The sequence below is a fragment of the Sphingomonas sp. 1185 genome (assembly GCF_040544655.1).
In the GTDB taxonomy this organism is placed as follows: Bacteria; Pseudomonadota; Alphaproteobacteria; order Sphingomonadales; family Sphingomonadaceae; genus Sphingomonas.
The window spans coordinates 1-21749 of sequence record NZ_JBEPKL010000005.1 but is presented as its reverse complement, the minus strand read 5'-3'; the positions used below and the strand labels follow the sequence as shown (position 1 = coordinate 21749).

The following is a 21749-nucleotide window of genomic DNA, read 5'->3' as shown; positions in this document are numbered from 1 at the left end:
CGCCGCGTCCTTCCTCTGGACAGGCCGCCGCCCCCAAAGAAAAAGGGCCGGACGTTTCCGTCCGACCCCCTTTCCGACAGGCTGGCTGTTACGCCGCCTTCGAGCGCGCGGCGCGCTTGCGCTCGTTGGGATCCAGGAAGCGCTTGCGCAGACGGATCGACTTCGGGGTCACTTCGACCATTTCATCGTCGTCGATATAGGCGATGGCCTGTTCCAGCGTCATCTTCTTCGGCGGGGTCAGGCGGATGGCGTCATCCTTGCCGCCCGACGCGCGGAAGTTGGTCAGCTGCTTCGCCTTCATCGGGTTGACCTCGAGGTCATCCGTCTTGGCGTTCTCGCCGATGATCATGCCTTCATACAGCGCTTCGCCGTGCCCGACGAACAGGATGCCGCGCTCTTCGAGCGGACCCAGCGCATAGCCCTGCGCTTCGCCCGCGCCGTTCGAGATCAGGACGCCGTTCTTGCGGCCTTCGATCTTGCCCTTGTGGGGGCCGTACTTCTCGAACAGGCGGTTCATGATGCCGGTGCCGCGCGTGTCCGACAGGAACTCGCCGTGATAGCCGATCATGCCGCGCGACGGCGCGGAGAAGGTGATGCGGGTCTTGCCGCCGCCCGAGGGACGCATGTCGGTCATCTCGGCCTTGCGCAGGTTCATCTTCTCGACGACCGTGCCCGAATATTCCTCGTCCACGTCGATGATGACGGTTTCGTACGGCTCGGTCTTCTTGCCGTCCTCGTCCTCGCCGAACAGCACGCGCGGGCGGCTGATGCCCAGCTCGAAGCCTTCGCGGCGCATCGTCTCGATCAGAACGCCGAGCTGGAGTTCGCCGCGACCGGCAACCTCGAAGCTGTCGCGGTCGTCGCTCTCGGTGACCTTCACCGCGACGTTCGATTCCGCTTCGCGCATCAGGCGGTCGCGGATCATGCGGCTGGTGACCTTGGTGCCCTCACGGCCCGCCATCGGCGAGTCGTTGACCGCGAAACGCATCGACAGCGTCGGCGGATCGATCGGCTGCGCCTGCAGCGGCTCGGACACGCTGGTGTCGGCGATGGTGTTCGCCACCGTCGCGACCGCCAGACCGGCCAGCGAGATGATGTCGCCCGCCTTGGCTTCCTCGACCGGCACGCGGTCCAGGCCGCGGAACGACAGGATCTTCGACGCGCGGCCGGTTTCGATCACATTGCCCTCGGCGTCGAGCGCATGGATCGCCTGGTTCAGCTTGACCGTGCCCGAGTTGACGCGGCCGGTCAGGATGCGACCCAGGAAATTGTCGCGGTCGAGCAACGTCACCAGGAAGGTGAAGGGCACGTCCTCGACTTCTACCTTCGGGGCGGGGACATGGTTCACGATCGTCTCGAACATCGGGATCAGCGTGCCTTCGCGCGCGTCCATGTCGGTCGAGGCATAGCCGTTGCGGCCCGAGGCGTAGAGGACCGGGAAGTCCAGCTGCTCGTCATTCGCGTCGAGCGAGACGAACAGGTCGAACACTTCGTCCAGCACTTCCTGGATACGCGCGTCGGCGCGGTCGACCTTGTTGACGACGACGATCGGCTTCAGGCCGAGCGCCAGCGCCTTGCCGGTCACGAACTTGGTCTGCGGCATCGCGCCTTCCGACGAGTCGACCAGCAGGACGACGCCGTCGACCATCGACAGGATGCGCTCCACCTCGCCGCCGAAGTCGGCGTGGCCGGGGGTGTCGACGATGTTGATGCGGATCGACTCGTCGCTGCCCGGGGGAGTCCAGTCGACCGAGGTCGGCTTGGCGAGAATGGTGATCCCGCGCTCCTTTTCCAGGTCGTTGGAGTCCATCGCGCGCTCTTCCACGCGCTGGTTGTCACGGAAGGTGCCCGACTGGCGGAACAGCTGATCGACCAGGGTCGTCTTGCCATGGTCGACGTGCGCGATGATCGCCACGTTGCGGAGGCTCATGCAGGTTTCTCTTGTTCGGAGGGTATGTCGCCGCGCGCCATAGCCGAAAGCTGCGCAAAGCGAAAGGGTGGCGCAAATATTGCGGCGCACAAAGGCGGTGATTGGCTGAAACGAGCGGGAAAGCGACAGGTTCCTCCCCGCTCGTGGGGAGGATTACTTGGCGCGCGGCACCACCTTCAGCGTCCAGTCGGTGTCAGGCCGCAGATATTTCGCCGCCACCGCCTGGATGTCGGCGGGGCCGATCGAGACGAAATCCTGTGCCAGCCGCTGGGTCGCCTCGATCCGGCGGGGGTCGTAGGAGGCACCCGCCAGGCGCTGCATCCAGAACTGGTTGCCCGACGACATCCGCATCAGCCGTTGCGCCATGGGGCGCTTGATCCGCTGCAACTCGTCGGCATCGATCGGATGCGCGGCAAGGTCGGCGGCGATGGCGCGTGCGGTCGACAGGAAGAAGTCGACCTTGTCGGGGGCGACCATGCCGATCGCGATCATCCGCCCGCCGCCGGGCAGGCCGAGCGGCCACTGGCTGCCGACCTGCGGGCTGTAGCTGGCCCCGGCCTGCGAACGGAGCCGGTCGAACAGCCGGTCCGAAAAGACCTGCGCCAGCACGTCCAGCCGGTTGCGGATCCGGTCGTCCCCCGCCCCGCCGCCGGTCGGCCAGGCGATCACCGCCGCCGCCTGGTCGGCGGGGCCGCCATGGGTGCGCACGACCGGCGTGGCGACATGCGCGGGGAAGCGGACCGGAGGAGCGGGCGACGCATCGACCTTGCGCGCGGGGATCGCGCCCAGGCTCTCGGCCACCGCCTTGATCGCCTCGTCCGCCTTCACGTCGCCGAACACCGACACCTCGATCGGGCCGGAGGCGAGCAAGGGCGCCCATAGCGCCTTGAACGACGCGGGGGTGAGCGCCGCCACTGCCTCGCGCGGCGGGGTGCCCCAGCGCGGATCGCCGTCGCGCAGCAACCGCTCCAGATCGCGGCCCAGCACGCTGTCGGGCGAGGCGTCGAGCCCGTCATACCCCGCCAGCATCGCCGCCTTGGCCCGGTTGACCGGCGCGGCGTCCCAGCGCGGCGCGACCAGCTTGGCCGCCATCAGCTTCAGATTGTCGGCATAGTCGTCGGGCGAACTCAGCGCGTTGAAGGCAAAGGCATCGTCCTCGATCCCGAAGTCCATCCCCATGCGCCGCCCGGCGGTCAGCCGGTCGAGATCGCCCTGGTCGAACTTGCCGATCCCGCCCGCCACCAGCGCCAGATCGGCCGCCCAGGCCGGGCTTTCGCGATGGGCGGGCAGCGCGTCATAGCCACGCCCGAACCGGACGCGCAGATAGATGCGCGCCGTCTCACCGTCATTCGCGAACAGCAACAGCCGCACGCCATTGGCGAAGGTGATCTTCTCCAACCCCAGCGCATCGATCTTCTCGCGCGCCACGACCTTGCCCGGCGCGCCCAGCCTGGGCAGCTGGGCGAAGCTGATCGTCCCCTGTCGGCGGCGCTGTTCGGCCAGCGGGCGGACATCGGCCTTCAGCGCGGCGGTCAGCCGGGCGACCGCATCGGCTTGCGCGGTGCGGGTGTTGACCAGCGCGCGCGTCGCGGTCCCCTGGAAGATCCGGCGCGTCGACGCCAGCACCGTCTCGGGCGTGAACATCCGCGCCGCCACCGCCTGCTTCAAGATCTGATAGCTGCTCTCCGGCGCGGTCACGGTCTCGCGAATGTCGAGCGCGCCGACCATGTCGTCGGCCTGCTTGGCCCCCGCCTCGACCCGCGCGGTCTCTACCTCGGTGCGCAGGATGGCGTCGTAATCGGCGAGCTCGCGGTCGATCTCGGCCTGGGTGGGCGCGGTCGCCATCGCATCGGCGATGACCGCGCGCACGTCCTTGAGCGCGGCCTCCCAATCCTCACCAAGAGGCACGACGTTCACCGTCGTCATATTGGCCGAGCGGGACACGTCGTCGAGCGCGACGCTGGCCTGCAGGAAGCTGCCCCCCGCCCGTGCCCGGTTTTCCAGCCGGCGGCTGATCAGGCGCGCGGCGACCATGTCGACCATCCGCTTCTGGTTGAAGATCGCGGTGTCGTCCTGATATTGCCAGGGGCGCAGCACGCCCATCGCCACGGTCGGCGGCAGGGCGGGTTCGACCAGCGCGCCCGCCATCGGCGCATCGGCCCGGGGGCTGCCGAAATCGGGATCGGGCGGATTGGCGCCGACGCCCTGCCAGCCGCCGAAATTCCTGGTGACCAGTTGCGCCAGGACGAGCGGGTCCATGTCGCCCGAGATGACGACCACCGCGCGCTCGGGCCGATACCAGCGGTCGTGGAACGCCCGCACGCTCTCCGGCGTCGCCGCCTCCAGCGTGGCGAGCTGCCCGATCGGCGACCGCTCGGCGAGCGGCTGGCCGGCGAAGAAGGTCTCGCGCAGCTTGTCCGAATAGCGGACCTGCGGCCCCGGCTGTTCGCGCCGCTCGGCCAGCACCACCGGCCGCTCGGCATTCAGCGACTGGGCGGTGATCGAGGGGGCCGCCATCATGCCCGCCAGGATCTTCAGGCTCTCGTCCAGCCCCGCCTCGGTCGCGCCGGGCAGGTCGAGCTGATAGACGGTCTGGGTCGGCGTGGTCGAGGCGTTGGAGTCCGACCCGAAGGTCGCGCCCAGCCGCTGCCAAATCCGCTTGGCCTCGCCGTCGGGGACATATTGCGAGCCGCGGAACGACAGATGCTCGATCAGATGGGCGAAGCCGCGTTCCGAGTCGCGTTCGTTGAGCGACCCCGCATCGATCCGCACCCGCACCGCCACCTGCCCCGGCGGCACCCCGTTGCGCCGGACCGCGAAGCGCAGGCCATTGGCCAGCCGCCCGAACTTCCACGCCTTGTCCTGCGGCAGGTCGGAGCCCTTGTAGAGCCAGGCGCTCTGGTCGACGCCGGGAATGGGCGGCAGCGGCGCGAGCGGATCGCGCTCGGCGGGCGCGGCGGGTGCGGTCGCCACCGTGACGGGGACGGGCATCCCCTGCGGCACCGAACGCTGGTCCGTCGGGCCCGGCCGGGGGGCCTGGGCGATGACGGGAAGGGCCAGCCCGATCAGGACCGGCAGGGCAAGACTGCGCAACGCGCGGATCGTGAACGCCATGCCCCCCTCTTATCGCGGCGAACGCGCCACCGCCAGTCGCCCCCAAATCGCCCCAATCCCCCGTCCCGCGGCGCTCCCCCGCCGGGTCGCCGCCATCATTTCGACCCATAGGCGGGCTAGTCCGGCGACACTGACCTTGCGGCAGGAGGACGGCCAACGTCCCCGGTGCAGGCGTCGAGGCCGGGGATATGAAGCGCGTGATGACCAAGTCGATGAATGCCGGAGTCCAGCGTCCTTCGCAGGGCGCAATATGGCATAAATCGGGCGCATGCGACGCGGATGCCCCCGCCCCCAGGGCCGACCTGTCGCTGGTCCCGCCCCAGCCCGCTCCGTTCCCGCCGACCGACGCGGCGGCGCGGCCGTCGCTCGGCCGGGCGATCGGCGCGCGGTTGCGGCACCTGCCCGACCGGCTGCTCGCGGCCTCCTCGCTGGTCGCCAATGATCCGGTGCTCGACGTGCGCGACTTCGGCTGGACGGCGGGGCTCCGTTGCCACTGGGCCGCGATCCGCGACGAGGTGCGAGCCGATCCGGCGGCCGGGGCGGACTGGCGCGCCTGCCCGCGCTTGGCGGCGATCGTCGCGGCGATTCCGGGGCTTCATGATGCCCATATCGCCCGACTCGCGCCCGGTGCGCATGTCCCGCCCCGGCGCGGCGCGACCAAGGGGCTGATCACCTGCCATCTGGGGCTCGCCGTCCCGCGCGACGGCGATGCGCGGATGCGAGTGAAGGATCGCATCGTCCGTTGGGCCGAGGGCGAGACCCTGGTGTTCGACGACACCTATGTCCATGAAATGTGGAACGAGACGGGCGGGACGCGCACCGTCCTGGTCGTCCAGGTCGTCCGCCCGCTGCGCCAGCCGGGACGCTGGATCGCCGAGTCGCTGTTGGGACTGGGGCAGCGCGACCGCCCCGCCTGAAAATCCCGTCCGGGGCCGTGACGCGGGCGACGTTAATATTTTGGCAACCCGCCGACACCAATGGCAAGTCATTCTTTCCATTGGCTTTTGTCACAAATTTGTCATGAAAATCAAAAGTGTCGCCGCTCGCCTGATCGCCCCGGTCCTGGTGTCCGTGATATTGCTCGCCAGCCTGTCGGGGGTGACGCTTCACCTCTCGCAAAGGGTGGCCGCCGCCAATGAGGCCGCCACCGATGCGGGCGCGCTGATGTTCCGGCTGGCGGAACTGCGCTCGCTCAGCCGGTCGTTGCAGCGCGATGCGCTCAACCTGGCGCTGGAGGAGGACCCGGCGGAGCGGCAGGTGATCCTGACCAAATTCACCAGGCGACTGGCCAGCTTCGGCGACGGGCTGGCGTCGCTGCGCCGCGCGCCGCCGGGATCGGTATCGGCCGATTATCTGGCGTCGCAGGACCAGGTGCGCGCCGAACTGGCGATCGCCGGGCGGCTGGCCAATGGCGGCGACCGGGCGGGCGGCCTGGCCCATTTCCGCCAGCGCGTCCGCCCCGCCGAGCGGCGCGCCTCCACGATCGCCGACAGCCGGATCGACGCGCTCAAGGACGAGGTCGCCGCGCTTCACGAACGTGCCGCCGAGACCGCCGAACAGGGTCGCTGGATCCTGATCGGCGCGACCGCGATGCTGGCGGTGGTCGGGCTGGCCATGGGGGTGACCATCGCGCTGCGGACGGTGGTGCGCCCGCTACACGACCTGCGCGCCGCGATGGGGGCGCTGGCCGCCGGGCGGACCGACATCGCCATCCCGCACGGATCGCGCGCGGACGAGGTGGGCGAGATGGCCCGCTCGATGGCGGCGTTTCGCGACCATCTGGCCGAGGCCGAGGCAGCCAAGGCGCGCCAGACCGACCTGATCGTGTCGAGCATCGGCCAGGGCCTGTCCGCGCTGGCGAAGGGGGACCTGACCGCCCGGATCGACGCGCCGCTGGAGGCGCCCTTCGCGCGGCTGAAGGCCGATTTCAACGGCGCGATGCTGGCCTTGCAGGCCGCCATGGCGGCGGTGGCGGGCACGGCGGACGGTATCCGGGCGGGCGCGATCGACATTCGCCAGGCCTCCGACGACCTGTCCCGCCGGACCGAGCAACAGGCCGCCAGCCTGGAGGAGACCGCCGCCGGGATGGACGAGGTCACCGCCACCGTCCGCCACGCCGCCGACGGCGCCGCCCAGGCCGCGCAGGTGGTCGAACGGACCCGCAGCGAGGCGCGTGAGGGTGGCGCGGTGGTCGACCGCGCGCGCGCCGCGATGGGCGACATCGAACACGCCTCGACCGAGATCGCCACGATCATCGGGGTGATCGACGGCATCGCCTTCCAGACCAATTTGCTCGCGCTCAACGCCGGGGTCGAAGCCGCGCGGGCGGGCGATGCGGGCAAGGGCTTCGCGGTCGTCGCGTCCGAGGTGCGCGCGCTGGCGCAGCGTTCGGCGGATGCCGCGCGCGACGTGAAGGCGCGGATCCTGGCCAGCGCGGATCAGGTGCGCGTCGGCGTCGACCTGGTCGGCCAGACCGGCGACGCGCTGACCCGGATCAATCAGGGGATGGGCGAGATCGGCGCGCTGATGACCGGCATCGCCAAGGATACCGCGCATCAGGCGGGCAGCATGGGCCAGATCAACCTCGCGCTGACCGAGATGGACGGCGTCACCCAGCAAAATGCCGCGATGGTCGAACAGGCGACCGCCGCCGCGCGCACCCTGGCGCAGGAGGCGGAAGAGCTGAACGCGGCGATCGCCCGCTTCCGCCTGGCCGAGCCGCGCAGCACCCGGCCGTCGGCGCCGCTGCACCTCGTCGCCTGAGGGACTGGTTGGAGACTCGCTCGCAACAAAGTCGGGCGGCACCGGCCCCCGGAATCGGGTGGGGACCATCAAGGCTTGGGGATTCGAAACGCATCCTTTCCCCGCCCGTGCTTGATCCCCGTCGCGACCCGCGCCACATGGGGGATATGCTGATCGAGACCGAACCGACGCCCAATCCGGCGACGCTGAAATTCCTGCCCGGCCGCAAGGTCATGGACAGCGGCACCCGCGACTTCGCCTCGCCCGAGGAAGCCGCCGCCAGCCCGCTGGCCGAGGCGATCTTCAACCTGGGCGACGTGACCGGCGTGTTCTTCGGCCGCGACTTCGTCTCGGTCACGGTCGCGCCCGGCACCGACTGGTCGGATGTGAAGCCCGATGTGCTGGGCATCCTGCTGGACCATTTCTCGGCACAGATGCCGCTGTTCAGGCAGGGCGCGGCCGACTTCGCGGTTCCGGGCGAGGAAGAGGCGTTCGCCGACGATCCCGAGGATGCCGACATCGTCGCGCAGATCCGCGAACTGATCGACACGCGCGTCCGGCCCGCGGTCGCCAATGACGGCGGCGACATCGTCTATCGCGGCTTCGACAAGGGCAAGGTCTATCTCAAGATGCAGGGCGCCTGCGCGGGTTGCCCCTCCTCCACCGCGACGCTCAAGAACGGCATCGAGCAGCTGCTGCGCCATTATGTCCCCGAAGTCACCGAAGTGAGGGCCGTCTGATGAACCCGATCGACGACGCCAGCCTCGACCGGCTGTTCCGCGAAGGACGGACCTTCAACCATTATCTCGACACGCCCGTCGGCGAGGACGAGATCCGCGCGGTCTGGGACCTGATGAAGATGGCCCCGACCTCGACCAACCAGAGCCCGGCGCGCATGGTCTGGTGCCTGAGCCAGGAGGCGAAGGACAGGCTGGCCGACTGCGCGACGGGCAGCAACGCGGACAAGATCCGCGCCGCCCCCGCCGCCGTGGTGATCGGCATGGATGTCAATTTCCACGAAAACCTGCCGCAGCTGTTCCCGCATGTCGATGCCAAGAGCTGGTTCGACGGCAATACCGAGCTGCGCGAAGCCTCCGCCTTCCGCAACAGCTCGCTTCAGGGCGCCTATCTGATCCTGGCCGCGCGCGCGCTGGGGCTGGATACCGGCGCGATGTCGGGCTTCGACCAGGGCGCGGTGGACAAGGCGTTCTTCGCCGACCAGCCGGGCGTGCGGTCCAACTTCATCGCGACGATCGGCTATGGCGACCGCAGCACGCTGCACCCGCGCAATCCCCGCCTGTCGTTCGAACAGGCCAACCGGATCGTCTGAGCCCATCTTGCGCACGCTGGTCATCGACACCGCCACCGCCGCCTGCTCGGTCGCCCTTCTGGAGGGCGAGCGGGTGATCGGCCATGCCCATGACGTCGTCGGGCGCGGCCATGCCGAGAAGCTGGTGCCGATGATCGCCGCGCTGCCCGATGGCGGTCGGGCGGCGCGCATCCTGGTCGATTGCGGCCCCGGCAGCTTCACCGGCATCCGGGTCGGCATCGCCGCCGCGCGCGGGCTGGCGCTGGGCTGGGGCGTCAGCGCCACGGGCTATCACTCGCTGGCGCTGGTCGCCGCCGCCGCCTTTGCGACGCGGACGGACGAGGCGCTGACCGTCGTGCTGGAGGGCGGGCATGGCGAGGTGTTCGTCCAGGCCTTTGCCCGCGACCTGACGCCGCTCTCCCCCTTCGCCTCGATGAAGCCCGATGCCGCGCTCGCCGCGCTGGAGGGACGGGTGGCGGTCGGCAACGGCGTGCGCTGGCTGACCGCGCTCGCCCCCGACCTGCCGGTGGTCGAGGCGCTGCCCGATGCGTCCGAGGCCTGGCGGCTGCCGCCGGGGCTGGTCGGGCTGACGCCGCGCCCCGTCTATGGCCGCGCGCCCGATGCCAAGCTGCCCGGCGGCATCACCCCGCCCGAGCTCGCCGCCTGATGGCCAGCCTCAGCGTGCAGCTGCGCGCCGGGGATGCCCGCGATGCGGGCGCGGCCGAGCAGGTCATGGCCGCCGCCTTCGATCCGCAATGGGGCGAGGCCTGGACGCGGGCCCAGCTGCTGGGCGTGATGGCGATGCCCGGCGTCCATCTGCTGATCGCCGAGGCGGGCGGCGAACCGGCGGGCTTCGCGCTGACCCGCGCCGTGATGGACGAGGCGGAGCTGCTGCTGCTGGGCGTCGTGCCCGATCATCGCCGCCATGGGATCGCCAGCGCGCTGATCCGCTCGGTGATCGCCGACTGCGCCGCGTCGGGGGTGGTGACGCTGCATCTGGAGGTCCGCTCGAACAATCCGGCCGTGCTGTTCTATACCGCGCACGGCTTTGCCAAATGCGGCGAGCGGCGCAATTATTACAAGGGCGCGGACGGGCGGCATTACGATGCCCACACCTATGCCCGCGCCATCGGCTGACCCGATCACAGTTTCCGGGTTATTGCGAGTCGCTATCCCCTTTTCGCAATTAGGCTTTGCGCGTAGAGAGGGGGCCAGCCCGAGGAGTTGAACGTTACCATGGCCCGCAAAATCGATCTTGAAGCGCTGTGCGCGCAAAAGGGACTGCGCATCACCGAACAGCGCCGCGTGATCGCCCGCGTCCTGTCGGAAGCGGAAGACCATCCCGATGTGGAAAAGGTCTATGAGCGCGCCGCCAAGATCGATCCGGGCATCTCGATCGCGACGGTGTACCGCACCGTCCGCCTGTTCGAGGAAGCCGGCATCCTGGACCGCCATGATTTCGGCGACGGCCGCGCCCGCTACGAACCCTCGCCCGAGGCGCATCACGATCACCTGATCGATGTCGAGACCGGCCGCGTGATCGAGTTCGTCGACCCCGAGCTGGAACAGCTGCAAAAGGCGATCGCCGAGAAGCTGGGCTTCCGCCTGGTCGACCACCGGATGGAGCTTTACGGCGTCAGCCTCGACCGCAAGGGATGACGGCGAGCATCGCCTTGTCCGATGCCGACCACAAGGGCGGCCTGCGTGCAGCGGGTCGCCTTTCGTGCATTATCGGCACCCTGCTGATCGCGCTGGTGCTGCATGGCGCCTGGCGGGCACTCGGACGCCGCTCGCCCTGGCCGCCCCGGTTCCTGCGCCGGGTCGCCATCATCCTGGGCGCGGACATTCGGGTCACCGGCACCCCGCTCCGGCGGGATGCGATGATCGCGGCCAATCACCTGAGCTGGATGGACATCCTGCTTCTGGCAGGCACATCGGGCACCCGCTTCGTCGCCAAGGCGGAGGTGGCGGCGCTGCCGCTGATCGGCTGGCTGGCGGGGCTCAACCGCACCTTATTCGTCGCGCGCGGCGACCGCCTGGGGGTCGGCGATCAGGTGGCGACCATCCGCGCCGCACTGACCGAGGGGCAGACGCTCGCGATCTTTCCCGAGGGGACGACGGGCGACGATCTGCACCTCCTGCCCTTCAAGCCCGCGCTGTTCGCCGCCCTGGTCCCGCCCATTCCCGGCATCCGCGTCCAGCCGGTGCGGATCGACTATGGCGCGGCAGCGGCCGATCTGGCCTGGCTGGGCGACGATGCGGGCGACGCCCATGCCAGGCGGGTGCTGCGGCGACCGGGGCGCTTCGTGGTGACGCTTCATTATCTGGAGCCGTTCGATCCCGCCGATTTCCCCGACCGCAAGGCGATCGCCGCCGAGGCACGGGCGCGCATCGCCGCCTCCTGACCCGTTTGTCGCACCGCGCGGGGGCCCTGTCCTGCCCGGCGCGACGCCCCCATCGCCGACGCTGGCGAGGCCCCGCGATTTGCGATAAGGGGCGCGTCATGCCCGCATCTCCCAAGACCTTCCACGTCAAGTCCTTCGGCTGCCAGATGAACGTCTATGACGGCGAGCGCATGGCCGAGCTGATGGCCGCGCAAGGCCTGTCGGCGACCGACGATGCCGGTGCCGCCGATCTGGTGGTGCTCAACACCTGCCACATCCGCGAACGCGCGACCGAGCGCGTCTATTCGGAGATCGGCCGTATCCGCAAGGACGCCGCCGACGAAGGTCGCAAGCCGATGATCGCGGTCGCTGGCTGCGTCGCGCAGGCCGAAGGGCCCGAGATCGTCCGCCGCGCCAAGGTCGATGTGGTGGTCGGCCCGCAGGCCTATCACAACCTGCCCGACCTGGTCGCGAGGGCGGCGGCGGGCGAGGCCGCGCTCGACACCGACATGCCGGTCGAATCGAAATTCGTCCACCTGCCCGGCCGTCGCAAGGTCGGCCCCTCGGCCTTCCTGACGGTGCAGGAGGGGTGCGACAAATTCTGCACCTATTGCGTGGTGCCCTATACGCGCGGGGCGGAGGTCAGCCGCTCCTATTCGGCGATCATGGACGAAGCGCGCGCGCTGGTCGATGCGGGCGCGCGCGAGATCACGCTGCTGGGCCAGAACGTCAATGCCTGGAACGACGCCGACGACCGGGGGCTGCACGGGCTGATCCGCGAGATGGACCGGATTCCGGGGCTTCACCGCATCCGCTACACGACCAGCCATCCCAACGACATGACGCAGGGGCTGATCGACGCGCACCGCGATGTCGAGAGCCTGATGCCCTTTCTCCACCTGCCGGTCCAGTCGGGCAGCGACCGCATCCTGAAGGCGATGAACCGCCAGCATAGCCGCGACAGCTATATGCGGGTGATCGACCGGGTCCGCGAAGCGCGCCCCGACATCGCATTGTCGGGCGACTTCATCGTCGGCTTTCCGGGGGAGACCGAGGCGGAGTTCGCCGACACGCTGAGCCTGGTCGATGCGATGGGCCATGCGCAGGCATTCAGCTTCAAATACTCCCCCCGCCCCGGCACCCCCGCCGCGACCATGGCCGATCAGGTCCCCGCCGAGGTGATGGACGACCGGCTCCAGCGGCTTCAGGCGGCACTCAACCGCGACCAGCACGCCTTCAACATGGCGAGCGTTGGGCGGACCTGCACCGTCCTGATCGAGCGGCGCGGCAAGCTACCCGGCCAGATGCTCGGCAAGTCGCCCTGGTTGCAGTCGGTCCACCTGATCGGCGACCACCAGATCGGCGACCTGGTCGAGGTGGAACTGGTCGCGGCGGGCCCGAACTCGCTGACCGGACAGGCCAAGGTCAAGGCGGCGGCGTAAGCCGTCCCCCTACCTCCGTTCGGGCTAAGCCCAAGATGATTGTTCGCGCGGAGACGCGGAGGCGCGGAGATGTCTCGCCCGCTGATGCTTCACTCAGCCCTCGCGACCGGAAGACCTTTTCCACGGCGAATGGCCAACAGGCCGAGATCGCGGCTGGATGCGCACTCTCCGCGCCTCCGCGTCTCCGCGCGAACCAAATCTTCCTGATCGCGCAGAGGCGCAGAGAGCGCGGAGGAAGAAGAGGGTCTGCCGATCGCGAGGGAATGCTCTTCTTCTCTGCGTCCTCCGCGCCTCTGCGCGCGAAAAACCGTCCCGCCGACACACCTATGTCATGCAATTTCGCTGGCGTTCCGTGCCCTGCCATCCCATCTTGGCGGGACAACAGACGGTGAAAGGACCGCATGAGCCGCAAGCCCCTCCCCGCCCAGGCCGGTGAACGCAGCCGGGCGGAACTCAGCTTCGACAAGCCGCAAGTGCTGGCGCAGCTGTTCGGCCAATATGACCGCAATCTGGTCGCGTTGGAAAATCGATTGGGCGTCTACATCACCGCACGCGGCAACCGCGTCGGGCTGGAGGGGACCTCGGAGCAGGTGGCGCTGGCCCGCGACGTGCTGAACGACCTCTATGCCCGTATCCAGCGCGGCGAGGAGGTCGACACCGGCCTGGTCGACGCCGCGATCGCGATGGCCTCCGAACCGACGCTCGACGGCATTCTCAGCGCCGAGCGGACGTCCGCCCCGCCGATCATAATCCGCACGCGCAAGAAGACGATCGTCCCGCGCACGCCCGCCCAGGCGCATTACATGAAGCAGCTCGTGTCCAACGACATGATCTTCGCGCTCGGGCCGGCGGGCACCGGCAAGACCTATGTCGCGGTCGCGCAGGCGGTGGCGCAGCTCATCACCGGCTCCGTCCAGCGGCTGATCCTGTCGCGCCCCGCGGTCGAGGCGGGCGAGCGGCTGGGCTTCCTGCCCGGCGACATGAAGGAGAAGGTCGATCCCTATCTCCGTCCGCTCTACGACGCGCTCTACGACTGCCTGCCCGCCGAGCAGGTGGAGCGGCGGATCGCCAGCGGCGAGATCGAGATCGCGCCGATCGCCTTCATGCGCGGCCGGACGCTGGCCGATGCCTTCGTCATCCTCGACGAGGCGCAGAACACCACCCCTGCGCAGATGAAGATGTTCCTGACCCGCTTCGGCCAGAACAGCCGGATGGTGATCTGCGGCGATCCCAACCAGGTCGACTTGCCCGGCGGCGTCGCGGCCTCGGGCCTGGCGGACGCGGTGCGGCGCCTGGAGGGCGTGGAGGGGATCGCGATGAGCCGCTTCACCGCCGCCGACGTGGTGCGCCATCCCATCGTTGGGCGGATCGTCGATGCCTATGAGGGGCCGAATGCCTGACGGCCTCGTCCTTTCGTTGGCGTAACGCCGGAACTGTTGATAGGGGGCGGCGATTTACCGTCCGACCGCCCCCGCCGCCCCCTGAAAGGCCCCGATGATCGAGATTGCGCTGATCCATGAAGAGCCCTGGTCCGGCGACGAGGACCAGTGGACCGCGCTCGCCACCCGCGCCGCCCGCGCCGCGATCGAGCGGACGCCGCATGGCCCCTTGCTGACCACGCCCGCGATCATCGAGATCTCGGTCCGGCTGACCAGCGATGACGAGGTGCATGCGCTCAATCGCCAGTATCGGCAAAAGGACAAGTCGACCAACGTCCTGTCCTTCCCGATGGTCCAGCCCGATCTGATCGAGACGGTCACGCAGAATTCGGACGATGGCGAGGTGCTGCTGGGCGACATCGTGCTGGCGCATGGCGTGTGCGTCGCCGAGGCGGCCGAACGCGGGATCGCGACCGAAACCCATGCGACTCATCTGCTGGTGCACGGCGTGCTTCATCTGCTAGGCTATGACCATATGCAGGATGACGAGGCCGAAGCGATGGAAGCGATCGAGCGCGACGCGCTGGCCAGCCTCGGCATCGCCGACCCCTATCTGATACGCGAGGACTGACACCCCCCGATGGCCGACGGCCCCAGTAGCAGCACCGGCAACGGTGACTCCCACGAATCCGGTATCTGGCAGGGGCTGAAATCCCTGATCTTCGGCGGCGATCAGGAAGAATCGCTGCGCGACCAGCTGGAAGAGGCGATCGACCGGCACGAGGACGATCCCGGCCCCGACGCCAAGGGCGACCTGACCCCGCTGGAGCGGCAGATGGTGCGCAACCTCCTGCATTTCGGCGAGCGCGACGCGGGCGATGTGGGCGTCCCCCGCGCCGACATCATCGCGATCGAGGAGCGGACGACCTTCGACCATCTCGTCCAGATCTTCGCCGAGGCCGGGCATAGCCGCCTGCCCGTCTATCGCGAGACGCTCGACCAGATCATCGGCATGGTCCATATCAAGGACGTGTTCAATATCCTGGCGACCGGCGCGGAGCATCCCGCCACCCTGGCCGGGCTGATCCGCGATCCGCTCTATGTGCCGATGTCGCGCGGCGCGCTCGATCTGCTCGCCGACATGCGCCAGAAGCGGGTGCATCTGGCGGTGGTGCTCGACGAATATTCGGGGACCGAGGGGCTCGTCACCATCGAGGACCTGATCGAGGAAATCGTCGGCGAGATCGAGGACGAGCATGACGAGGCGCCGCAGGCGCTGCTGGTGCCGCTCGACGGCGGGGCCTGGGATGCCGATGCGCGGGTCGGGCTGGAGGAGGTCGCGCGCACCGTCGACCCCGCGCTCGAAGAGGCGGAGGACGATGTCGACACGCTGGGCGGCCTGACCGCGGTGATGGCGGGACAGGTGCCGCCGGTCGGCACATGCCTCGACCATCCCAGCGGCTGGCGGATCGAGGTGACGGAGGCCGACGAACGCCGCATCCACCGCCTGCGCCTGCATCCCGCGGTGGCGGCTGAAGTCGAGTGACCGGAGCTTTTTAGGCCGGATGACCTCATCCACGCCCATGCAGCGGCGGACCGGGAGGCGTGCCTGACATTTTCTGCCGCCGCCCGCCCCTTCGCACGGATGGTGCGCGGGACGATCGATGGAGGGTACCGATCCACAGATTGCCCCAATAGGGGTGGAGGTGGCCGCACCTTATCCGGACCAGCTTCGACGAATTTGGATCAGTCGCCCAAGCCCTCGCGCCGAAAAGCCATCATCTCGTCAAATCCGGTATAGTGCGAACCGGAGCGGCGTAATGCCGTTTCTTCCTAGACACATTCCTCATAGCTGGAATGCTGCGTATCGAGCCGCAGACGACCCTGTGGGTCATAGGCCGAGTAGTGGACGCGGATTCTCTGCTCGCAGGGCGGCACCGCTTGGGCAGGCTGCGGCGCCGTAAGCACGCCAAGACAGCGATCGTTCCGAACACGGGAATGAATGTCCGTAGCTTTCTCATGCCATGCCTGCTTCGTGGCGCGAACGGCAAGAGGTAGGCTGCATTGGCGGAACAGCGACCAGCAATGAGGGATGGCTCGGTTTAGACGCTATCGCGCCTGCTCCAAATCACTCACTCGATTACACTGGCCATCCTAATGCATTAGCGCGGACGGACGAGGCACGATAGGGGTCAGGTCAGGACATGGAAGCTGCCCCGGAGCATCGCAAAGCTTTCTGGCATGTTCCGTGCCCGAAGAACTGCCAGTCCCCAGGATCGATAGCGCGAGTAAACTCCCTGACATTCGCGCCATCGAAGGCCGCTGGTGCACTCCCCTATGGCACCGGCGGCCGCCATTTTCAGGCGGCGGGGAGCAGGGAATCCACGCCGCGCACCGCCACGACCCAGCGATAAAAGGCGTCGGTAAGCGCATAACGAAGATGGAGCGGCTCAACCTTGATCCGCTCGGGATTGCCCAGACAATGTTTGGCCCGGTCGAGGATGCGATAGACATATTGGGTCTGTAGCGCCGGATCGCCATGCGCATGGACCATCCGCGTGGTTTCGTCCGGCTCCGCACGAACCAGACATTGCATGGCCTGCGCCCGGATTTTCTCATCTGAATAAGCGAAGAGCAACCGCTCCTTCTCCTGCTTCTCCATACGAGCGATCGCCGCCGGATCGTCGACCTCCCGCGTGGTCAGGGCCGCATCGGGCGCGAATCGTGCGATGGCTGCTTCTAACACTGCGCCCCGGTCGTAATTGCTACGGCACACGGGAAGGCCCGTGACGGTATAGACCTGCCAGCAACTTGCCAGATTGGGCGGCGGCGGCAAGGGCGGTGACGGCATGTCTGGCCAGCATGCCTGATTGGCACGAATGAAGCTGTCCATGGCAAACAGGGTCGTCGTCCTGTTGAGTTGGCCGTCGATCGCTCGGCGCAGGATTTTGGGTGGGAAAAAGGGCGCACAGCGGATGAACATCTGCGCCTTTTCATCGAGCAGGCGGTTTACGATTCGATCGCTCTCCACCGTGATCCCCGGCGGCGGCGGTGCTTTGGTGCTCGGCAGCCTGTCACCCTGGACGACGACATCCCGCCCCTGCGATTCCCGGGGCGTGTCACGATCCTGTGCCCGCGCCGGATGTGTTGCCGCCACCAGCGAGATAATTGCAATCCGCTGGCCCCAACGGCCAGCCATCTTCCTCATGCGCATGTCATGCCCTCCCAAGCCTTCCCAACGCACGTCACAGAATGACGAAAATATCGTTTCGGCACCATAGCGGGATTTGGCCGCCCCCCCTTCCCCCGTCGCCGCGATCCGCCTAGTTTCGGCCTATGCGCAAACACGTCCTGATCGTATCCGGCATCATCGTCCTGATCGGCATCGCCATCGTCGTCTGGCTGGCTTGGCCCGACACGGCCCGGCTGAGCGTCGACCAGGTGGCGGGCAAGCAGCCGACCATCGGGGCACCGCGTGAGCAGGTGATCCCGACCGTCGACATCGCCAAGCCGGTGGGCTGGGCGAACGGGGCCAAGCCGAGCGTGGCGCCGGGGCTGGCGATCCAGGCCTTTGCGAGCGGGCTCGACCATCCGCGCTGGCTGTACGAACTGCCCAATGGCGACGTGCTGGTGGCCGAAACCAACTCGCCGCCCCGGCCCAATGCCGGGATCGTGCAGCGGGTCATGAACTTCTTCCTCGGCCGGGCGGGCGCGGCGGTGCCGTCGGCCAACCGGATCACCCTGCTGCGCGATACCAATGGCGACGGCGTGGCCGATCTGAAGACGCCGTTCCTGACCGGGCTGAACTCGCCCTTCGGCATGGTGCTGTTCGACGGCTATCTGTACATCGGCAACACCGATGCGCTGGTGCGCGTGCCGTATCGCGACGGCGAGACCAGGATCACCGCCCGCCCCGAAAAGGTCGTCCCGCTGAACCCGGCAGGCAATCACTGGGCGCGTAACGTCATCGCCTCGGGCGACGGCCAGACGCTGTTCGTCTCGGTCGGATCGGCCAGCAACGTCGCCGAGAACGGCATGGAGGCCGAGAAATACCGCGCCGCCATCCTGCAGGTCTGGCCCAAGGACAAGAATTGGCGGATCTATGCCTCGGGCCTGCGCAACCCGAACGGCATGGCGCTGAACCCGCAGAACGGGCGGCTATGGACCGTGGTCAACGAGCGCGACATGCTCGGCTCGGACCTGGCGCCCGACTATCTGACGCAGGTGGAGTTCGGCGATCAGTTCGGCTGGCCCTGGTATTATTGGGGCGGCTATCCCGACGACCGGGTCCAGCCCGCCAACCCCGCGCTCCAGCAATATGTGAAGCGCCCCGACTATGCGCTGGGCCCGCACGTCGCGGCGCTGGGCTTGACCTTCGCACAGGGGGCCAAGCTGGGCGACCGTTTCGCCCAGGGCGTGTTCGTCGGCGAGCATGGCTCGTGGAACCGCAAGCCGCCCTCGGGCTACAAGGTCGTGTTCGTGCCGTTCGCCGCGAACGGCTTTCCGGTGCCGGGGGTGAAGCCGGTCGATGTCGTCACCGGCTTCCTCAACGCCGAGGGTGAGGCGCAGGGGCGTCCCGTCGGCGTGATCGTCGACAAGGCGACGGGCGGCCTGCTGGTGGCGGACGATGTCGGCAATGTGGTGTGGAAGGTCCAGGCCGCCCAGTAAGGTGAGAGGGGGGCAACTGTGATGATCATGCGAGAGCGATAGGCTGTCGCTTTCGGATCATGGCATTGAGGATGACGAGGAGTTGTCTGGCGACGGCGATGAGGATGGTTTTTGGCGCCTTGCCCTTGGCACGCATCCTGTCGCGCATGGCGGTGAGGACGGGGATACGCCGTGAGGCATTGAGGGCGGCGATGTAGAGGGCTTCTCGGACTTTTCGTCGACCGCCCCAGATGCGCCTGGCACCGCGCCATGTCCCGCTTTCGCGGGCGTGGGGTGCAAGGCCTGCGAGCGAGGCGATCTTGCGACGGCACAGCGTGCCCAGTTCGGGAAGTTCACCGAGCAGGGTTGCCAGGACGGTGGGTCCGATGCCGGGGACGGCGTTCAGCAGCCGCGCCTGTTCGGACAGGAGCTGGTCCTGGGCGATGAAGCCTGCGATCTGTCGGTCGAGCTCGGCAATCTGCTGGCCGAGCATGTCGATCATGGCCTCGATGGCCCGGGCGATGTCGGGCTGGCCAGCGCTATGGCGATGCAGCTTTTCGGCTTTTCGCATGTCGACCAACTGCCTGCGGCGGCGCAGGAAATCGGCCAGGCGGGAACGCGCCGGGCTGAGCGGGATGGTAGCCGGCAGGTCGAGCGCCGCGCCCATCTGCGCGAGCACCCGGGCATCGACGCGGTCGGTCTTGGCGAGCGTGCCGGTGGCTCTGGCGAACTCGCGCGCCTGACGCGGATTGACGCGCGAGAAGGGATGGCTGCGGGTTGCCAGCGCGGCGATCAGGTCGCCGTCGCAGCCGCTGGTCGCCTCGAAGACGAGGCGGATGTCGTGGTCGAGTGTGTCGAGCCAGGCGGCGATGGCATCCGGTGTATTGGCGATCTGCCCGATCCGGCCTGATGGCAGCTCGCAAATGTCGATGACGGCACGTGAAAGGTCGCAGCCGATGACGGCTTGTGGCATGGTATAGGCTCCTGTCCATGTCGTGCGGGATCAGCAGTCCCAAGCAACTGTTCAGGGTTGTGACCAACGCGGAAGGGACCCTTGCTCCCTATCGGGCTCCAGACCCTCGGGGGGGGGGGACGGGCTCCCTTCCGCAACACCGTCATACCAGCATCACATCAGACAGGGGGGGTCCGGCCGGTCCGGGCCCCGCCCTCCCGCTCAGGGCCCGCTCAGGCGGGTTTCACCTTCAGGAGCGCCAGGCCGAAGCCCATGAAGATCGCACCCGTCAGGCGGTTGAACGCGCGCTTCACCGACGGCCTGCCCAGATAGCGCGACAGCGAACGCCCGCCGAGCGCATAGACCGCATACCACAGCCCCTCGATCACCGCGAAGGTGGCGACCAGGATCGCGAATTGCGGCATCTGGGCTCTGGCGGGATTGATGAACTGCGGCAGGAAGGCGACGGCGAACAGGATCAGCTTGGGGTTGCTGATCCCGATCAGGAAGCCGCCGCGAAAGACCGCGCGGTGCGACAGGCTGGGCGGGATCGCGCCGTCACCGACATCGACCGGCGCGACGTCCGCGCGCCACGCCTTGATCCCCAGGAACAGCAGATAGGCGACGCCCGCATAGCGGATCACCTCGAACGCGCCGGGCAGCGCCAGCAGCACGGTCGTCAGCCCCGCGGCGGACGCGGCCAGCACGATCACCACCGCGCTCAGGCATCCGGCCATGGCGGCCGTGCTGCGCCTCAGCCCCATATCGACCGAGCGGGTCATGATGTGCAGCATGTTGGGGCCGGGCGTGCCCGACAGGAGGAACACCGCCCCGACGAAGAGCCACCATGTATGCAGTGCCATCATTCCCCCCTCTTTTCCCCGATGAGCCCGCGCGTGCGCCCCTACTTCAGCAGCTTGGGCGCCTCCGACCGGATGACCGCCTCCAACTGGCTGGAAAACAGCGACAGGAAGGCGGGCAGGTTAACCACCGCATGGACCTTGTCGTCATAGACGGTCGCCTCCGCGCCGATGGTCTGGCCCATCGCGCCGACGGTGAAGTGCATCGTGTCGCCGTCCCAGCGATGCTCGACCGTGGCGCCGCCGGGGATCATCCGGCCGATCTTGCCGATGCCGCCGTCCAGCCGCTGACGGACGCCCTCCTTGCCGAGCTTGTGCGGGATATCGAGCGAAATGGGCGCGGTCATGCGGGCATCTCCGTGGCGAACAGCATCTTATCATCGGCAAAGGCCTTGAACTCCAGCGCATTGCCGCTGGGGTCGCGGAAGAACATCGTCGCCTGCTCGCCGGGTTGCCCCTTGAAGCGGACATAGGGCGCGATGCCGAACGTCACGCCCGCCGCCTCGACCCGTGCGGCCAGCGCCTGCCAGTCCGCCATGGTCAGCACGACGCCGAAATGCGGCACCGGCACCTGATGGCCGTCGACCGCATTCTCCACCGCGACCGGCTGTGCGGCGGGGTCGAGATGCGCGACGATCTGATGCCCGAACAGGTCGAAGTCGATCCAGTGATCGCTCGAACGCCCCTCGGCACAGCCGAGAATCTCGCCATAGAAATGGCGGGCAGCGGCCAGGTCGTGGACCGGGAAGGCGAGGTGGAAGGGGCGCAGGGTCATGGAGGGAAGCTAGGGAGGCGGGGTCCGTTTTGCCACCCTTTCCTCCCCGGCGCGGCTCGCTTGCACATACGCAGCGGGGTGGAGGGGGCGGGCCCCTTGGGTCGGATCGACACTCAGGACTGCGTCTTCTTCCCTCTCCCCTGGACAGGGGAGAGGGTTAGCGAAGCTTGCCAGCCTGCTGGCTAGCGCAGCTTGGGTGAGGGGTTGAGCGAGCC

Annotated in this window: 20 protein-coding genes; 13 read left to right on the top strand and 7 right to left on the bottom strand. The window is 68.2% G+C overall.

Features of this window, described 5'->3' with window-relative positions:
* Positions 1 to 88 precede the first annotated feature (88 nt).
* Positions 89 to 1930 carry a translational GTPase TypA gene (gene typA / locus ABIC44_RS05535; RefSeq protein ID WP_354294207.1) on the bottom strand — a complete coding sequence of 614 codons (1842 nt, stop codon included), beginning with the start codon at positions 1928 to 1930 and terminating at the stop codon, positions 89 to 91.
* Between the two features lie 153 nt (positions 1931 to 2083).
* Positions 2084 to 5044, bottom strand: coding sequence for a M16 family metallopeptidase (locus ABIC44_RS05530; protein WP_354294205.1), 2961 nt, complete (start codon positions 5042 to 5044; stop codon positions 2084 to 2086).
* Positions 5045 to 5244: 200 nt separating this feature from the next.
* Between ABIC44_RS05530 and ABIC44_RS05525 the strand changes: the two genes are divergently transcribed.
* The 12 genes from ABIC44_RS05525 to ABIC44_RS05470 all read left to right on the top strand — a co-directional run bounded on the left by ABIC44_RS05525 (position 5245) and on the right by ABIC44_RS05470 (position 15846).
* Complete coding sequence (locus ABIC44_RS05525) at positions 5245 to 5961, top strand: aspartyl/asparaginyl beta-hydroxylase domain-containing protein (protein WP_354294203.1); 717 nt, start codon at positions 5245 to 5247, stop codon at positions 5959 to 5961.
* A 103-nt stretch (positions 5962 to 6064) separates the two neighbouring features.
* Positions 6065 to 7807 (top strand): methyl-accepting chemotaxis protein, encoded by a 1743-nt coding sequence (locus ABIC44_RS05520; protein WP_354294201.1) that lies wholly within the window; start codon positions 6065 to 6067, stop codon positions 7805 to 7807.
* 146 nt (positions 7808 to 7953) lie between these two features.
* The gene (locus tag ABIC44_RS05515; protein WP_307102865.1) at positions 7954 to 8526 is read left to right on the top strand and encodes a NifU family protein; all 573 of its coding nucleotides are present in this window, start codon (positions 7954 to 7956) and stop codon (positions 8524 to 8526) included.
* The gene (locus ABIC44_RS05510; RefSeq protein WP_307102863.1) at positions 8526 to 9116 is read left to right on the top strand and encodes a malonic semialdehyde reductase; all 591 of its coding nucleotides are present in this window, start codon (positions 8526 to 8528) and stop codon (positions 9114 to 9116) included. Before ABIC44_RS05515 ends, ABIC44_RS05510 begins: the two co-directional genes overlap by 1 nt.
* A 7-nt stretch (positions 9117 to 9123) precedes the next feature.
* The gene (gene tsaB / locus ABIC44_RS05505; protein WP_354294199.1) at positions 9124 to 9762 is read left to right on the top strand and encodes a tRNA (adenosine(37)-N6)-threonylcarbamoyltransferase complex dimerization subunit type 1 TsaB; all 639 of its coding nucleotides are present in this window, start codon (positions 9124 to 9126) and stop codon (positions 9760 to 9762) included.
* Positions 9762 to 10232: a GNAT family N-acetyltransferase gene (locus tag ABIC44_RS05500; protein ID WP_354294198.1), complete on the top strand. Its 471-nt coding sequence runs from the start codon at positions 9762 to 9764 to the stop codon at positions 10230 to 10232. Before tsaB ends, ABIC44_RS05500 begins: the two co-directional genes overlap by 1 nt.
* A gap of 99 nt (positions 10233 to 10331) precedes the next feature.
* Positions 10332 to 10754: a Fur family transcriptional regulator gene (locus ABIC44_RS05495; protein WP_007406973.1), complete on the top strand. Its 423-nt coding sequence runs from the start codon at positions 10332 to 10334 to the stop codon at positions 10752 to 10754.
* Complete coding sequence (locus ABIC44_RS05490; RefSeq protein WP_354294196.1) at positions 10751 to 11500, top strand: lysophospholipid acyltransferase family protein; 750 nt, start codon at positions 10751 to 10753, stop codon at positions 11498 to 11500. The genes ABIC44_RS05495 and ABIC44_RS05490 overlap by 4 nt, the downstream gene beginning before the upstream one ends.
* A 98-nt stretch (positions 11501 to 11598) precedes the next feature.
* On the top strand, positions 11599 to 12921 hold the full coding sequence (gene miaB / locus ABIC44_RS05485; protein WP_354294194.1) for a tRNA (N6-isopentenyl adenosine(37)-C2)-methylthiotransferase MiaB: 1323 nt from the start codon (positions 11599 to 11601) through the stop codon (positions 12919 to 12921).
* Between the two features lie 401 nt (positions 12922 to 13322).
* Positions 13323 to 14321: a PhoH family protein gene (locus ABIC44_RS05480; RefSeq protein ID WP_354294192.1), complete on the top strand. Its 999-nt coding sequence runs from the start codon at positions 13323 to 13325 to the stop codon at positions 14319 to 14321.
* A gap of 94 nt (positions 14322 to 14415) precedes the next feature.
* Positions 14416 to 14931 (top strand): rRNA maturation RNase YbeY, encoded by a 516-nt coding sequence (ybeY, locus tag ABIC44_RS05475; RefSeq protein ID WP_307102851.1) that lies wholly within the window; start codon positions 14416 to 14418, stop codon positions 14929 to 14931.
* 9 nt (positions 14932 to 14940) lie between these two features.
* Positions 14941 to 15846, top strand: coding sequence for a hemolysin family protein (locus ABIC44_RS05470; RefSeq protein ID WP_354294190.1), 906 nt, complete (start codon positions 14941 to 14943; stop codon positions 15844 to 15846).
* An 813-nt stretch (positions 15847 to 16659) separates the two neighbouring features.
* Here ABIC44_RS05470 and ABIC44_RS05465 read toward each other — a convergent pair.
* Positions 16660 to 17508 (bottom strand): hypothetical protein, encoded by an 849-nt coding sequence (locus tag ABIC44_RS05465; protein ID WP_354294188.1) that lies wholly within the window; start codon positions 17506 to 17508, stop codon positions 16660 to 16662.
* 128 nt (positions 17509 to 17636) lie between these two features.
* Here ABIC44_RS05465 and ABIC44_RS05460 point away from each other — a divergent pair, with 128 nt between their 5' ends.
* Entirely contained in the window at positions 17637 to 18968 is a 1332-nt protein-coding gene (locus ABIC44_RS05460) for a PQQ-dependent sugar dehydrogenase (RefSeq protein ID WP_354294187.1), read from the top strand.
* A 25-nt stretch (positions 18969 to 18993) separates the two neighbouring features.
* Here the strand turns inward: ABIC44_RS05460 and ABIC44_RS05455 are convergent, their stop codons facing one another.
* From ABIC44_RS05455 to ABIC44_RS05440, 4 genes are all read right to left on the bottom strand, one after another.
* Complete coding sequence (locus ABIC44_RS05455; protein WP_354294185.1) at positions 18994 to 19920, bottom strand: IS110 family RNA-guided transposase; 927 nt, start codon at positions 19918 to 19920, stop codon at positions 18994 to 18996.
* 212 nt (positions 19921 to 20132) lie between these two features.
* Positions 20133 to 20762: a LysE family translocator gene (locus ABIC44_RS05450; RefSeq protein WP_307104734.1), complete on the bottom strand. Its 630-nt coding sequence runs from the start codon at positions 20760 to 20762 to the stop codon at positions 20133 to 20135.
* A 41-nt stretch (positions 20763 to 20803) separates the two neighbouring features.
* Positions 20804 to 21106 carry a polyhydroxyalkanoic acid system family protein gene (locus tag ABIC44_RS05445; protein ID WP_354294184.1) on the bottom strand — a complete coding sequence of 101 codons (303 nt, stop codon included), beginning with the start codon at positions 21104 to 21106 and terminating at the stop codon, positions 20804 to 20806.
* Entirely contained in the window at positions 21103 to 21534 is a 432-nt protein-coding gene (locus ABIC44_RS05440) for a VOC family protein (RefSeq protein ID WP_354294182.1), read from the bottom strand. The genes ABIC44_RS05445 and ABIC44_RS05440 overlap by 4 nt, the downstream gene beginning before the upstream one ends.
* Between the last annotated feature and the right edge of the window lie 215 nt (positions 21535 to 21749).

Coding starts and splice junctions, on each gene's coding strand:
- ABIC44_RS05440 (WP_354294182.1), bottom strand. CDS start 21,534: ATGACCCTGCGCCCCTTCCACCTCGCCTTCCCGGTCCACGACCTGGCC.
- ABIC44_RS05455 (WP_354294185.1), bottom strand. CDS start 19,920: ATGCCACAAGCCGTCATCGGCTGCGACCTTTCACGTGCCGTCATCGAC.
- ABIC44_RS05530 (WP_354294205.1), bottom strand. CDS start 5,044: ATGGCGTTCACGATCCGCGCGTTGCGCAGTCTTGCCCTGCCGGTCCTG.
- ABIC44_RS05525 (WP_354294203.1), top strand. CDS start 5,245: ATGACCAAGTCGATGAATGCCGGAGTCCAGCGTCCTTCGCAGGGCGCA.
- ABIC44_RS05445 (WP_354294184.1), bottom strand. CDS start 21,106: ATGACCGCGCCCATTTCGCTCGATATCCCGCACAAGCTCGGCAAGGAG.
- ABIC44_RS05470 (WP_354294190.1), top strand. CDS start 14,941: ATGGCCGACGGCCCCAGTAGCAGCACCGGCAACGGTGACTCCCACGAA.
- ybeY (WP_307102851.1), top strand. CDS start 14,416: ATGATCGAGATTGCGCTGATCCATGAAGAGCCCTGGTCCGGCGACGAG.
- ABIC44_RS05490 (WP_354294196.1), top strand. CDS start 10,751: ATGACGGCGAGCATCGCCTTGTCCGATGCCGACCACAAGGGCGGCCTG.
- ABIC44_RS05510 (WP_307102863.1), top strand. CDS start 8,526: ATGAACCCGATCGACGACGCCAGCCTCGACCGGCTGTTCCGCGAAGGA.
- ABIC44_RS05520 (WP_354294201.1), top strand. CDS start 6,065: ATGAAAATCAAAAGTGTCGCCGCTCGCCTGATCGCCCCGGTCCTGGTG.
- ABIC44_RS05515 (WP_307102865.1), top strand. CDS start 7,954: ATGCTGATCGAGACCGAACCGACGCCCAATCCGGCGACGCTGAAATTC.
- typA (WP_354294207.1), bottom strand. CDS start 1,930: ATGAGCCTCCGCAACGTGGCGATCATCGCGCACGTCGACCATGGCAAG.
- miaB (WP_354294194.1), top strand. CDS start 11,599: ATGCCCGCATCTCCCAAGACCTTCCACGTCAAGTCCTTCGGCTGCCAG.
- ABIC44_RS05480 (WP_354294192.1), top strand. CDS start 13,323: ATGAGCCGCAAGCCCCTCCCCGCCCAGGCCGGTGAACGCAGCCGGGCG.
- ABIC44_RS05450 (WP_307104734.1), bottom strand. CDS start 20,762: ATGGCACTGCATACATGGTGGCTCTTCGTCGGGGCGGTGTTCCTCCTG.
- ABIC44_RS05500 (WP_354294198.1), top strand. CDS start 9,762: ATGGCCAGCCTCAGCGTGCAGCTGCGCGCCGGGGATGCCCGCGATGCG.
- ABIC44_RS05465 (WP_354294188.1), bottom strand. CDS start 17,508: ATGAGGAAGATGGCTGGCCGTTGGGGCCAGCGGATTGCAATTATCTCG.
- ABIC44_RS05495 (WP_007406973.1), top strand. CDS start 10,332: ATGGCCCGCAAAATCGATCTTGAAGCGCTGTGCGCGCAAAAGGGACTG.
- ABIC44_RS05460 (WP_354294187.1), top strand. CDS start 17,637: ATGCGCAAACACGTCCTGATCGTATCCGGCATCATCGTCCTGATCGGC.